This window comes from Paenibacillus sp. NPDC057934 (assembly GCF_042887565.1).
In the GTDB taxonomy this organism is placed as follows: domain Bacteria; phylum Bacillota; class Bacilli; order Paenibacillales; family Paenibacillaceae; genus Paenibacillus_AQ.
Genome location: NZ_JBHVPB010000013.1, coordinates 14,389 through 27,748 on the forward strand (window position 1 = coordinate 14,389; position 13,360 = coordinate 27,748).

Genomic DNA, 13,360 nt, shown 5'->3' on the forward strand with positions numbered 1-13,360 from the left:
GGGAGGTTTTGCATAAAGTGAGTTTAATTGTTAAATAGATAGTGCCCTTGAGATAATTCTCCAAAAGTCATACTAGACCATGTAAAACATATTAACAAAAATAATACATATGGAATTGCATATTTTAAAGAAACTATCTTTACACTTTGTAAGGTAAATTGATGACTTAAAAGATAATATGAAAGAATAACATAATTTAGAAGGAATATTGGTAGAAAAAATCTACTCTCAATTGCACCAGGTATTGATAGAACAGATGGCAAAATAGTCATAACAATTAATACTAACTCAAAATGTTTCCTTTTTAGCAGAGCTCTATTACAAAATATCCTTATCATAGCAACAAGAGAAACAAACCAAGAAGTATAATTTAAAAAGCTGAATAGAATTCTATTCTTATAGACATCTGTCAAGTAAACAGAATGATGCATTAAGTCTAATCCATTAAAAATATGCCGGGTATAGATTGTAATCATATCTAATGGGTATTTCATTATTAAACCCACATACGAACTCATCGTAAATTCTTTCTGTAAAGCAAACCCTTTATTTTGATAGTCAATTATTTTTTCTTTATCTAACAAGTTAATTCCTTGCTGATCATAGAAATAAACCCCTGCACTAGGATAACTATCTAAATTGGTGTTTGATTCATACTTTTGCATGTATAATCCCCATAAAAGTTGATTAACAAACAAGTTATCTTTGAATACTAAATCTGTCTGTACGAACGGACTTAGTACTCCGTAGTTTTTTTGATTTATATAGATTTGAGGAGAGTAACCAATGCTCATTCCAAGTGTCATAGCAACAACAAATAAAAAAATCTTCCTTTTTTGAATCTTTTTTAACAAAGAGTATACAATAACGAAAATTATCATAGGCAAAATAATAATTTGATAAGACGGTCTGGCTAACGTTGACAATGCAAGAAAGATTCCTGCTAGCAAAACACAAAAGATTCTAATCTGAAATTTCCTATTTTCAAAAAACGAAATAAGTGCATATACCGTTACTAATACAAAGAATAAACTAACGAAGTCACTAAGTGGATACAGAAAATAACCTCGCCAAAAATAAAACACTAACACAAAAAAACAAAAGATTTGAATTAATTTCAATTTTGATCCTGTTAACTTTTCATATAAACTTGGAATCAAAACAGCTAGAAAAAAAGAATAAAACAGAGCTGAAGCCAGCTTGAAAATAGAGAGAGCACTCACTCCAAATACTTTAGCCGTTGCCATGCAAAGGTAACTAAGGAAAGGCAGTATGTATCCCCGTAGTGGCTGATCGTATGTTAACCAAGAAAAAGTTCCGCTATTCGAAAATAGACTTCCTGACTCCCAATACATCGAAGAATCATAAACAAAGTTTTGAATATCTATATGTATGCTATACAACCAGATCACTAAAAATGCAAAAATAAAATTCAACCATTTTGCATGCTTAAGCATAAAACGCCCTCCACCCACTTAAAAAATAATCTGTTCTCAAAGAAGACTCCCAATATCTAAAAATACAATTAGGAGTTTATAAATAACGAAACCGGCACCGCCTGAATTTAACAGGATTTCCATACCATAAATTCACTCGGATATTGCTTTGAACGAGGTCTTCAATCATTGGATTCTAGAATTAGAACTTTTTGGGGTAAATTAAACAAAACACCCTCTTTTCTTTTTGTGTTATGCAGATAAACTTTTTCCAACTCCCAGAACACACATTAATGCTTGGAGTGTTTTATAATTTACAAGCTTTACTACAATTCAATCCCCTCAGATACTCAACTTTATAGATTTTCTGACAAATATAGCAATCTATCGACAAATAGTATACCACAGAATCTCAATGAACGGCGCATCCTTTACAAGGACTTTCCCTCAGTTAATTTTTTTGAGTTCTGAAGGCTTGATACTATTTAGCTCCGTTCACGGGCTACAATCTTACCTTGTACAACCATCCGTTTCTTTCTCAGGTTAGGCAACTGCTTAAAAAAAGACTTCCACGCTTGAAACAATCCCGGTTCTCTTAGAAGCATATACCCATGCGCAGCAATCTCGTAAGGCAATGATATGAGCAAGGTTACCAGCAAGGTGCGGCTGTGTTCATTTTTATACATCATCTTATATCTATTAATATAAGATATCCGCCTAATGAACATCGATTTCCCACCTCGCCCGAACGTCTTCCAGCCACGCTCATGATACCCAAGAGCTTCTGCGTCATAGTAGCTTTGCCAGCCCAGTAATTGCGCCCTCCAGGCTACATCTACATCCTCCTTATATGCGAAAAAGTCCGCATCAAAAAACTCTCCGTCGATACTTATATCATCTATCATTCTTCTGGAATACATCGCAGCGGCACCCGATACGCCAAATACTCGACCAGAATCTTGCCAGCTTGCAGCTGGTTCTCCGGCCCCCCGGTCAAAAGCACGACGTGATCTGTTCATCCTGAGACCCGTACTGTCGACCAGGTTAGGTTCTGCTTTTAATAAAAGCTTCCCCGTTGCACTCCCGATCTGCGGCTCGACTTCCATATCTGCAACCAGTCTGCTGACATAATCAGTTGCCAGTGTTAGATCTGGGTTAAGCACAAGGACATAATCCGTATTGGTTAGAGAAACGGCCTGATTGTGCGCAGGTGCAAATCCACTGTTAACCGAATTCTGAATAAGCTGTATCCGTTTATGTGAGTTAACCTGGCTGCTATGTCCACTTTGTATGATATAGGCCTTAACCCTTTCAGCTGTTCCATCTTCGGATGCGTTATCAATGACCACAATTTGTTCAAGAGGATAGTCCTGTACCAGGACTGCATCCAGACATTCTAAGATATCCTCTCCACTATTAAAAGTAACAATATGTACGCTAACTGTTTTGTTATTCATAAGGATCCTCGAATCTTTATTTTTCACTACACAGGCTATTGCTCTATTATAGCTAAAAAATAAAAAAAACTCCCGCACCGTGTGTCGGTTCGGAAGTTTTAATTTGCTATTCTTTTAACTCAAGCAAGAAATCCCGTAATCCTTCACGCCAATGCCGAATATCTTCAAATCCATTAGTGCGAATAGATAGATGCTCTAATACCGAGTTACGTGGCCGAGGCGCAGGCAGTGGAAACTCCTCTGTAGTGCAAGGCTCGAGTTTAGCGGTGAAATTCAACCCCAGAATATCATACGCGTCTTCAAAAATGGCTTGAGTAAATTCATACCAGGTACAAGACCCACTGTTGGTGGCATGATACACTCCGTACTTTTCTGTCTGGATCAACTCCAACACAAACCTGGCCAGATCCACCGTGTATGTCGGCGAACCTTTCTGATCATCCACAACTTTAAGTAATGGCTTTTCCTGACCAAATTTCAGCATGGTCTTTACAAAATTCTTACCGTATTTGCCATATACCCAAGCCGTACGTACGATAAAATACTTGCTGGATAAACTTTGCACTAAATTTTCTCCAGCCCGTTTTGATTTTCCATAAATGCTCCGCGGGGCTGTGTTATCATATTCATGGTACGGCTCTGAACCCAGTCCTTCAAAAACATAGTCCGTGCTGATGTACACCAACTTCGCACTGACTTTTTCGGATGCAAGAGCTACATTGCGGCTTCCAGTGGCATTAAGAAGATAAGCACCATCCACATCGCTCTCTGCAGCGTCTACCGCCGTATAAGCTGCGCAATGAATAACAGCGTCAGGGTTAAAGGCACCAATCACTTTTACCGTTTGTTCCAGATCGGTGATGTCCAGCTCTTTCCGGTCGCAACCAAGTACCTCATGGCCTTCTTTTTGCAGCAATACAACAACATCTTGCCCCAGTTGTCCTGCAGCACCTGTAACCAATACTTTCATTGTAAACCTCCGTAAGTTACTTATAGATCCTACAGTGAATCCCCTAAGCGACTTCCATATTGCAGTTCCGCATACTTTTGGTATTCACCAGACTGAATACGGGTCCACCACTCACGATTGTTTAAGTACCATTGGATCGTCTCTTTAATTCCTGTTTCAAAGGTATGCTTCGGCTTCCAACCCAACTCATTGGTAATCTTAGTAGGATCGATGCCATAACGACGGTCATGACCTGGGCGATCCTGCACATAAGTAATCAGGGAGTCCGGTTTGCCAAGCTCCTGCAGAACAGTATTCACGATGTGCACATTCGTCCGCTCATTGTTACCACCGATATTGTACACTTCACCATTCACACCTTCGTGAATAACGAGATCAATTGCACTGCAATGATCTTCTACATACAGCCAATCGCGAATGTTCAAACCGTCACCATACACGGGTAGTGCCTGATCAGCTAGCGCACGGGAGATCATCAGCGGAATCAACTTTTCAGGGAACTGGTAAGGACCATAGTTATTCGAACAACGTGTGATGTTCACCGGCAACCCAAACGTCTCGTGGTAGGCACGCACCAACAAATCCCCGCCTGCCTTACTCGCAGAATACGGACTATTAGGTGTTAGCGGAGTCTCTTCAGTGAACAAGCCAGTAGCTCCCAGCGTACCGTATACCTCATCCGTGGACACTTGAACAAACTTAGTGATACTATATTTTTTCGCTGCGTCCAGTAGAACCTGTGTACCAAGCACATTCGTTTTCACAAAGACATCCGGCTCCAAAATACTTCTATCTACATGTGACTCTGCCGCGAAATTAACAACTATATCAACGCCCTGACTAAACAATGAATCCATTGCATTGACATCCGTAATATCCGCTTTGACGAACGAATAGTTCGGGTTGCCCTCAACAGATTTCAGATTCTCCAGGTTTCCTGCATACGTCAGTGCATCCACGTTAACAATTTGATATTCCGGATGCTGGTTAAGCATGTATATTACAAAATTACTGCCGATAAAGCCGGCTCCGCCGGTAACGAGTAGTTTCATGTGTGTACCTACCTTTAATTTATTTTAACAAAATATTGTTAGGTTGCTTTTAATTTAAACTAAAAAGACTCTAACTGTGTTGATAGCTAAAAATCAATTTTCTATCTTAAGAAAGCAACCAGTAATCCATATCCAAAATGCATCATACTTGATTACCTAAAGCCCAATTATTACATAATATGCCGAGTGTATAACTATTAGATGAAAACATGTATTAATTTAAAAAATCAAGCGCTCATTAATTATATTAGAAAATCTAATGGAGGCAAACACATTTTTTCTCTCTGCAAATGTTCCTGATAATATATTCTTTAATAAAACACTAAATTTACACTTCCCCTTTATTAATACACTCTATGGATAAATACCTCCTAAAAGCATATCATTTCATAATTATTGACTATCTTTATTTAGACTTTTTTCTACATATAACAACAAAGAAGCTAAAATAAACCTCTCGTATGAGTAATTTTTCCATGTTATAATTATTTTCGATTTAAATTAGCATTTTAATCATTTTTTTAAAAATGAATAACAATAGTAACTTGCAAGCAGGGGGAGAAAATATTTGATGGAGAAACAAGCTTTCAAAGTTTTTAGGTTTTTGAGTTTTTTAATTTTAGGATTTATTGTGATTTATTGTGGATTGTCTTTTGTGATTTTCGGAAAATTTGTATTGGAACAACCAAGAGTAACCAACGAAATTAATATATCAACAAATCAATTGTATTCTGGACTGAAAGATTTTGATCGAAAAGAAAACACCATCACATCAAACTCAACAGATCCTTGGATTACGTTGACCCTTGAGAAGGCACTTTCCATAAAAGAAATCTATATTGAAGTATCCAAACTAAGTACGAATATTTCAAAAGCACAAATCTATTACGCTAATAACGATGAAGAGTTCTCAGCTGAGAAATACTATAATATTGATCTTATAGAAGGAAGTAATCGAGTTGAAATTTCAGACAGCTCAAAAATCAAGTCCTTAAGGCTAGATTTGACAGATACTAAAGGAGTTTCAGTCTCTATTTCAGGTGTAAAAATCATCCCTCAAACGGGCGCCTTAATACTTTGGACCTTATTTATAGTAACTTCAATTATCTATGGTTGGATAGTTTATCGAGCCTTCTACCCTCGTTCAGTGGGGCCAAAAAAAAATAATATAACTAATCATCAAATCTTTAAAGATATCTTATTATATCAAGATACCTCAGGACTAAAACTGCTCGGGATCAGTTTTTCAATTACACTTCTATATTATCTACCATATATTACGAACACTTTATATTCAATTGACGACTACTATTTGAATCAGCTTTATAATATAAACATCCAAACTCTCGGCTATAACTTTAACTCTACAGGAAGATATATGGAGTCTGTTTTAGCGGAGATCTTCTATAAGATTAATATTCAACCCTTAACAAAACCTTTAGGCCCCCTTTTATTTATTGCTTCCATGTCATTACTAGGGGTACATTTTACGCGAATACTCAAAATAAATTCTTTTAAGATCGCTTTAGGTTTTGTGTTACTTTTTACCACGAACCCTTTTTTAGCTGAAATTTTCCACTATAGCATAATCCCAGCATACAGTGCATTTGCAGTATTGGCATTGTGCATAGGTGTTGTTTTGGGAGAGGCCTATACAAGAGACCGCAAGATATATTTAGCTATACTTTCGATACTTGCTTATGTAATTTCTCTTACAATTTACCAAATATTTTTCCCTGTTGTTTTTTTGATATTTCTTTATAAATTAATAGTGCCAGATTTTATGTCAGCTACTAAACTGAATCAAACAGAACGGTACTCAAAAAGATTAGTTCCCGTTATTATTTATATTTCCTCATTTATTGTTTATACCGTAATATTGAAAGTTAGTTTTTATATATGGCCACCAACACTTGAGTATTCAGGTAACAATATCAGCGAGATTTTAAGTAATATAATGAATATTGAATATTGGCATAAAATATACGGTAATATTCAAATATACATTATGAAAGACAATCCTTTTAATTCTGGTATAATAAACTGGATATTATGGATATTTTCATTTGGTTCCCTTGTGTTATTTATTATAAAAAAAGGTGCAGCCATCGAGATCCCTGCAAAAAAAATAGGGCATGTATTCATCGCTTTTATGTTAATAACGATATTGGGCTTATTTGTGTGCTTAGGTTTTTCTATGTTAAGACCAGTAGAAATATCATCACGTTCCCTCACTGCGTTTGGGATTTATCAAAGTATTTTACTTTTAATCACCTTAAATTTACTAGCTTCGATAAATACAAAACCATTCATTAAAAAGTCATTGATCTCTTTAATGGTTCTCCTTATATTATTTGGAAATATGGGGCGCATTGGGCGGACTTCAATGGACCAATATAGATTAAATACTTTAGAAAAAAGCCTTGTGACACGAATCGTTTCTAGATTGGAAATCAACCCTGAGTTCTCTCCGAATGCAAAGTTAGTAATTGTAGGCAGTCCAGCAATTGGAAATATCGCCCAAACCACTTGGGGTGACTACAACGTACCAGCAATACAACAGTTTTCTAAAGTTTTTTTGTTTAATGAAATTACAGGATATAACTTCACAATGCCAAATGCTGAAGAAATAGAAAAAGCAAATACTTACTTGGAGAGCATGGAGTCTTGGCCAAGTACACAATCAATAAAAAGTATTGATGGGATATTTATTATTAAGCTACCCTGAGTTTTATAAGACAAATAAAAGGAATGAATATGAAAATTAAAAAATTCTTCCCCTTAATATTACAGTTCATAAAGTTTGGAATAGTTGGTGGAATTAACACAATTATTTCATTGATGATCTACTATATTTTGATATACGTTAGCGTACACTATATGTACGCTAACGTAATCGGATATTTCATAAGTTCAGTTGGTGGATACTATCTCAATAAGATGTGGGTCTTTAAAACCCAACAAGTTAAAGCTAGAAGTTCCATTACAAAATACTATATTATATATGGATCATCTCTTTTGATTAATATAGTTACAATGTATGTCTGGGTAGATCTACTTAATATCCCTAAAATACTCGCGCCAATACTAACTCTCATTATCACCATACCTTATAACTTTATACTAAATAAATTATGGGCTTTTAAGGTAAAAGAACTATGAATGAAAAAAATATCTATGCTTAATAAAGCAATATGAAAGGGTGTTGAAATGAAGATTTCTTCAAATCGCCTCGATAGAGGTTTTAGTGCTTATCAAAATGAATTTGAAGCCAAAGCTTTAGAAGTTTTACGCTCCGGATGGTATGTGCTAGGAAAGGAAGTTGCCTCTTTTGAGGATGAGTTTGCTCAATACACTGGTTCAGATTATTGCGTAGGACTCGCCAATGGACTTGATGCGCTATGGATTGCATTTCGCTTGCTAAATATAGGACAAGGTGATGAAGTTATAGTTCAGGGCAATACATATATAGCAAGTGTTATGGGGATTACGATAAATGGCGCCACACCTGTGTTTGTTGAACCTGACAGCTACCATAATATTGATGTCTCAAAAATCGAAGAGAAAATCACTTCAAAAACAAAGGCTATTTTAGTTGTTCATTTATATGGTCAAGCATCTAATATGGATCCTATCATGAAAATTGCTAATAAATATAATTTGCGTGTGGTAGAAGATTGTGCTCAATCCCACGGAGCTAGTTATAACGGGAAGATGACCGGTACTTTTGGGGATATTGGGTGCTTCTCCTTTTACCCTTCAAAAAACTTAGGTGCGTTTGGTGATGGGGGTGCTATCACTACTAACAGCAGCGCAATTGCAGAGGACTTTAAGGTCTTCAGAAATTATGGAAGTGAAAAGCGCTATTTTAATAAAGTAGTAGGGACAAACTCTAGACTTGATGAATTACAAGCGGGATTATTAAGGGTACGTCTTTCCCATATACATGAATTAAATAAAGAAAGAGAATTTATATGTCAAAGATATTTGAACGAAATTAATGTTCCTTCTATTGAGCTCCCAGAGGTTCGAAATAACACAACAACAGTATGGCATCAATTTGTCGTACGTGCACAGAACCGTGCCAAACTAATAGACTATCTAAATTCCAAGGAAATAGGGACCATAGTGCACTACCCGATCCCTCCGCATCTATCTGAAGCGTATAAATACTTAAATGTGAACGAAGGTGAACTCCCTATTACTGAACAATTTTCCAACGAAGTCTTATCACTTCCACTTTATAGTGGAATGACTTTTGAAGAACAAACATACGTCATTAATTCAATTAACGAATATGGGGAATTCATATGAATTTAAGACCTCTTAAGAATAAAGATTCTGCTCTTATGATAGAGTGGATGAAAGACCCGAAAGTAAATCAATATTTTCGATTTGATCCAGATAAGATGACTACTGAGGCTATTAATTTATTTATTCAAAACAGCGTGGATGATGATACTAACATTCATTTAGCAATTGTTAATGAAGAAGATGAATATCTTGGAACTGTGAGTCTCAAAAATATTGATCATGTGGCTAAAACTGGAGAATACGCTATAGTTTTACGATCATCCTCTCAAGGTATGGGTGCTGGCAAGTTTGCTACTGAGAGTATTCTTTCATTGGCATTTAATGAACTCCAGCTCGAAAGAGTATATCTAAATGTCTTATCTGATAATCTGAACGCAATTGAGTTTTATCATAAAATAGGTTTTGTTTTTGAAGGAGAATTTTATAATCATCTAAGTATTCGAGGAAGCCTGAAGAGTTTAAAATGGTATAGAATGATGAGGTGCGAATATGATAGTAGAAAAGCATAAAATTATTAATTTCAAAGAGAATGGTGACAATCGGGGGAAACTTGTAGTCGTTGAAGGGATGAAAGACATCCCTTTTGACATAAAACGAGTTTTTTATATCTATGGATCCGATCCCGATGTTGTAAGAGGTCAGCATGCAAATCGAGAAACTGAATTTGTATTAATAAATGTAAGTGGATCTTCTAAAGTTAGAGTCTCTGACGGTAAAAATGAGTCCGTCTTCATATTAGATAAACCGCACACAGGAATTTACCTTCCTAAAATGCTATGGAAAGACATGTATGACTTCTCCTCAGATTCCATATTGCTGGTACTAGCAAGTGAGCATTATGACGGTTCAGAATATATACGGGACTTTGATGCATTTTCAAAGGAAACATCTCAGCATGCATAAATTATCAATAATAATTCCCGTCTATTATAATGCGGACAGTCTAGAATTACTTTATGCTGATTTATATGAGAAAGTGCTTACAAAAGTTGATGATTATGAAATTGTTATGGTAGATGATGGATCAGGTGATGATTCATGGATGGTAATGAACAAACTTGCTAATACTGATAAAAAGATAAAACTACTAAAGCTTTCACGCAATTTTGGTTCTCACGCAGCATGTCTTGCAGGTTTTTCTGTATGCACTGGTGATTGTGCTACTATTAAAACAGCAGATTTACAAGAGCCTTCTGAACTCCTGTTAGAAATGTTTGAAAGTTGGAAAACAGGGAATAAAGTTGTTCTTGCCGTACGCTCTGACCGAGAAGAAAGTATCTCCCAAAAACTTTTTGCAAATGCATATTATTCTCTTATAAGAAAATTGGCTATGAATTCAATGCCTAAAGGCGGATTTGACTGCTATTTAATAGACCGCAAAGTAATCGAAGTACTAAAGTTGCTAGATGAGAAGAATTCCGCCCTAACTCTTCAAGTTTTATGGGCAGGTTTTAAAAGCGATATGATATATTATACTCGCCTGAAACGTGAAATAGGAAAATCAAGATGGACTTTAGCTAAAAAGGTAAAATTAATTGTTGACTCACTAGTGAGTTTTTCATTTGTCCCTATAAGATTTATGTCCACAGTTGGCGCATTATTTTTTGGTGTTTCGTTCATTTGGGGGATATTAGTGTTTCTAATGAAGATATTTGGTGGGATTTCTGTCGAGGGATGGACGACATTAATGATCATTACATTGTTCTCCTTTGGCCTCATTATGCTTACCTTCGGCATACTAGGAGAATATATATGGCGAACTATGGATGCTGCAAGAAATCGACCTGTGTTTATAGTTGATGAGACCTACCAACAAAATGATACTGTTCAATAAGGAGTTTATTTCCTGAAATATCTTCACCATCTGAGATGTATATTGGAGCCCTTAATCCGAAAGGAATATAGCCTCCAGCATGCATCTTTTTTTTCATGCCCCAATGTTAATCAGGCCCGTTAGTAAACTAATTTAGCCAGACCATATAATCCCCTTATAAGATCATAACTGGACCTGTATCTTATAAGGGGCAACTCATTAAAAAAATCAAATATATCCTTTTAAAATCAAAAACTTGAATAACAAATTTTCTGAAAATGAATTTCTATATAAATTACTTTTCAACAAGTATCTTAATCTGGAAGGGAAATTTATTCTAGGAAAAATAAATAACTCTAATTCCCGTTTTTTTTCACCATTTAATTCTTCTCCGTAACAGTCCATAAACTCCTTGGCCTGCCTATACAGCACACGTGTGCTCTCATTAGCTCTATAACTATTCCATTTTCTTTGTAGTAGTTGTATCCAATTTTTATTACCCCCAATAAGATTTCCTTGATGCTGACGGTATAATACCGAGGGTTGGTCAACATATATAATTTTCCCAAAAGCAGAAATACATAAATATGCCCACCAATCGTGCATGATTATATTTTGAAATTGTACTTTCTTCTGCAACAATAACTCTCTTGCTTTATGATTTATTATAGCCGTTGAGCCTACCACTATATTCTCAGCAAGCGCATTATAAAAAGACGGTTTTACGGGAGCTGGCTCCGGCCATACCTTTATTTTGTTCAGATTGTGGTCTGTCAAATACGTAGGTGTAAAATACAACAGCGGTTGGCTATCTTCCTCTAACTCCAATTTCATTACCGCTTTAAGTAATTTATCCTCTAGCCAAACGTCATCTTGGTCACAAAAAGAATAATATGAAGCATTGGGGTCCGCTCTTTGCAAAAGCTCAAAGAAACTCTTCTTGACCCCCACATTATCCCCTTTTAAAAATTCGATTCTTCCCTTATGCTTCAATGCATACTCTTCAATATACCGAATCGTATTATCTTCAGAACCATCATCACGAATTAATAATTTAAAGTCTTTATACGATTGCGCAAGTATACTCTCAATTTGAGCAGCAATATGTTGTTCCCCATTATAGGTTGATAGCAGAATCTGAATTGCCATTAAGCTAACACCTTTCTCAAACAGTTTTTTTAAAACTAAGAATTATTAGTTTATAGATATTCAATCTAAGGAATCTAACATATTTTTCACCATGATTGAGATTCCTTGGCGTATGGTAATTTCAGGCGAGTATCCTACCAAATTAATCAGTTTTTTATTATCCAATTTATTGTTTAATACAACCTTATTGTTTGATGCTTTATAAAGCATCTTTATGTCTGCACCAACTTCATCTTGAACAGTTTCTATGACTTCTTTTATTGAAGTACTTACTCCACTAGCAATATTGATGATTTCATCTGTTTCCAAAGTTATAGATAGATACGTTGCCTGTAAGAAATCATCTATATAAATAAAATCCCTCACCGAATTCACATTTCCCCAGAAAACAAACTCTTCTTTGAGGATAGCTCTATTAATTAAAACCGGGATAATTCCTTGATTTTTCCTTGGATTTTGGAATCCTCCATAGGGATTTGAAACCCTTAGAATTACATATGGCAACTGTTTTGATTCAGCTTGTTTTATTTTTATTAAATTTTCAAAAAAAACTTTTTGCAATCCATAAATATTAACAGGATTCAAGCAGTCTGTCTCACAGGCTGGAATTTCGTTCTCACCATATACTGTTCCAGCTGACGAAAGAAATACGAATTTATTGATTTTCTTATTTGCACATTCATTTAGAAGATCTACAAAAGATATATAATATTCTTGGATGTCTTTAGTGACATCTTCAAACACATTCGTTGCATTAATAGAACCCATTGCGAAAATCACAACATCATCCTTCTCGATGATATTGAATATCTGATTAGAATCTGTCACATCAACGTCATAGAACTCAACACTTGGATGCAAATTGTTTAAATGAATCGACTTTCTCCCTGCAACTTTCACAATCCAATTTTTTGCACAAAAATAATTTGCTAAATGGGAGCCTAAATATCCGCATCCAATAACTAATACTTTTCTCATCTTAACCCCCGCCAATTTATTTCCTACCTAATATTATTCAATAATTCACACATAGAGTTTAGGCAAGCTAAATATTTAGAAAAAACCCAATCATTAACTTATCATTTCAATCATACCAGCGCATTTGGAAGCAAGCAATTCAAAACAACATAAACTCAGTGACCTAAATATGTAAACCACAAAAACAATTT

12 protein-coding genes are annotated in these 13,360 nt (G+C 35.5%); 6 read left to right on the forward strand and 6 right to left on the reverse strand.

Features of this window, described 5'->3' with window-relative positions:
* Positions 1 to 23: 23 nt before the first annotated feature.
* From ACFVRY_RS25505 to rfbB, 4 genes are all read right to left on the reverse strand, one after another.
* Complete coding sequence (locus ACFVRY_RS25505) at positions 24 to 1,457, reverse strand: hypothetical protein (protein WP_387503082.1); 1,434 nt, start codon at positions 1,455 to 1,457, stop codon at positions 24 to 26.
* A 464-nt stretch (positions 1,458 to 1,921) separates the two neighbouring features.
* Complete coding sequence (locus ACFVRY_RS25510; protein ID WP_387503083.1) at positions 1,922 to 2,893, reverse strand: glycosyltransferase family 2 protein; 972 nt, start codon at positions 2,891 to 2,893, stop codon at positions 1,922 to 1,924.
* Positions 2,894 to 2,999: 106 nt separating this feature from the next.
* Entirely contained in the window at positions 3,000 to 3,863 is an 864-nt protein-coding gene (rfbD, locus tag ACFVRY_RS25515; protein ID WP_387503084.1) for a dTDP-4-dehydrorhamnose reductase, read from the reverse strand.
* A 29-nt stretch (positions 3,864 to 3,892) separates the two neighbouring features.
* The gene (gene rfbB, locus ACFVRY_RS25520) at positions 3,893 to 4,915 is read right to left on the reverse strand and encodes a dTDP-glucose 4,6-dehydratase (RefSeq protein ID WP_387503085.1); all 1,023 of its coding nucleotides are present in this window, start codon (positions 4,913 to 4,915) and stop codon (positions 3,893 to 3,895) included.
* 571 nt (positions 4,916 to 5,486) lie between these two features.
* Between rfbB and ACFVRY_RS25525 the strand changes: the two genes are divergently transcribed.
* The 6 genes from ACFVRY_RS25525 to ACFVRY_RS25550 are packed head-to-tail and all read left to right on the forward strand — an operon-like array spanning position 5,487 to position 11,063.
* The gene (locus ACFVRY_RS25525; protein WP_387503086.1) at positions 5,487 to 7,643 is read left to right on the forward strand and encodes a glucosyltransferase domain-containing protein; all 2,157 of its coding nucleotides are present in this window, start codon (positions 5,487 to 5,489) and stop codon (positions 7,641 to 7,643) included.
* Positions 7,644 to 7,672: 29 nt separating this feature from the next.
* On the forward strand, positions 7,673 to 8,077 hold the full coding sequence (locus ACFVRY_RS25530) for a GtrA family protein (protein WP_387503087.1): 405 nt from the start codon (positions 7,673 to 7,675) through the stop codon (positions 8,075 to 8,077).
* Between the two features lie 48 nt (positions 8,078 to 8,125).
* Positions 8,126 to 9,229, forward strand: a complete 1,104-nt coding sequence (locus ACFVRY_RS25535; RefSeq protein ID WP_387503088.1) for a DegT/DnrJ/EryC1/StrS family aminotransferase — start codon at positions 8,126 to 8,128, stop codon at positions 9,227 to 9,229.
* Positions 9,226 to 9,738, forward strand: a complete 513-nt coding sequence (locus ACFVRY_RS25540; protein ID WP_387503090.1) for a GNAT family N-acetyltransferase — start codon at positions 9,226 to 9,228, stop codon at positions 9,736 to 9,738. The genes ACFVRY_RS25535 and ACFVRY_RS25540 overlap by 4 nt, the downstream gene beginning before the upstream one ends.
* Positions 9,719 to 10,132, forward strand: a complete 414-nt coding sequence (locus tag ACFVRY_RS25545; RefSeq protein ID WP_387503091.1) for a sugar 3,4-ketoisomerase — start codon at positions 9,719 to 9,721, stop codon at positions 10,130 to 10,132. The genes ACFVRY_RS25540 and ACFVRY_RS25545 overlap by 20 nt, the downstream gene beginning before the upstream one ends.
* The gene (locus ACFVRY_RS25550) at positions 10,125 to 11,063 is read left to right on the forward strand and encodes a glycosyltransferase family 2 protein (RefSeq protein WP_387503092.1); all 939 of its coding nucleotides are present in this window, start codon (positions 10,125 to 10,127) and stop codon (positions 11,061 to 11,063) included. Before ACFVRY_RS25545 ends, ACFVRY_RS25550 begins: the two co-directional genes overlap by 8 nt.
* A 207-nt stretch (positions 11,064 to 11,270) precedes the next feature.
* On the opposite strand, the gene ACFVRY_RS25555 is transcribed toward ACFVRY_RS25550, so the two are convergent.
* Together ACFVRY_RS25555 and ACFVRY_RS25560 are read right to left on the reverse strand one after the other, a co-directional pair.
* Positions 11,271 to 12,191: a glycosyltransferase family 2 protein gene (locus ACFVRY_RS25555; RefSeq protein WP_387503094.1), complete on the reverse strand. Its 921-nt coding sequence runs from the start codon at positions 12,189 to 12,191 to the stop codon at positions 11,271 to 11,273.
* 60 nt (positions 12,192 to 12,251) lie between these two features.
* Positions 12,252 to 13,184: an NAD-dependent epimerase/dehydratase family protein gene (locus ACFVRY_RS25560; protein ID WP_387503096.1), complete on the reverse strand. Its 933-nt coding sequence runs from the start codon at positions 13,182 to 13,184 to the stop codon at positions 12,252 to 12,254.
* Positions 13,185 to 13,360 lie beyond the last annotated feature (176 nt).

Bases quoted from the DNA above. Each gene is read 5' to 3' on its own strand.
- ACFVRY_RS25505 (WP_387503082.1), bottom strand. From the start codon at position 1,457: ATGCTTAAGCATGCAAAATGGTTGAATTTTATTTTTGCATTTTTAGTG.
- ACFVRY_RS25510 (WP_387503083.1), bottom strand. From the start codon at position 2,893: ATGAATAACAAAACAGTTAGCGTACATATTGTTACTTTTAATAGTGGA.
- rfbD (WP_387503084.1), bottom strand. From the start codon at position 3,863: ATGAAAGTATTGGTTACAGGTGCTGCAGGACAACTGGGGCAAGATGTT.
- rfbB (WP_387503085.1), bottom strand. From the start codon at position 4,915: ATGAAACTACTCGTTACCGGCGGAGCCGGCTTTATCGGCAGTAATTTT.
- ACFVRY_RS25525 (WP_387503086.1), top strand. From the start codon at position 5,487: ATGGAGAAACAAGCTTTCAAAGTTTTTAGGTTTTTGAGTTTTTTAATT.
- ACFVRY_RS25530 (WP_387503087.1), top strand. From the start codon at position 7,673: ATGAAAATTAAAAAATTCTTCCCCTTAATATTACAGTTCATAAAGTTT.
- ACFVRY_RS25535 (WP_387503088.1), top strand. From the start codon at position 8,126: ATGAAGATTTCTTCAAATCGCCTCGATAGAGGTTTTAGTGCTTATCAA.
- ACFVRY_RS25540 (WP_387503090.1), top strand. From the start codon at position 9,226: ATGAATTTAAGACCTCTTAAGAATAAAGATTCTGCTCTTATGATAGAG.
- ACFVRY_RS25545 (WP_387503091.1), top strand. From the start codon at position 9,719: ATGATAGTAGAAAAGCATAAAATTATTAATTTCAAAGAGAATGGTGAC.
- ACFVRY_RS25550 (WP_387503092.1), top strand. From the start codon at position 10,125: ATGCATAAATTATCAATAATAATTCCCGTCTATTATAATGCGGACAGT.
- ACFVRY_RS25555 (WP_387503094.1), bottom strand. From the start codon at position 12,191: ATGGCAATTCAGATTCTGCTATCAACCTATAATGGGGAACAACATATT.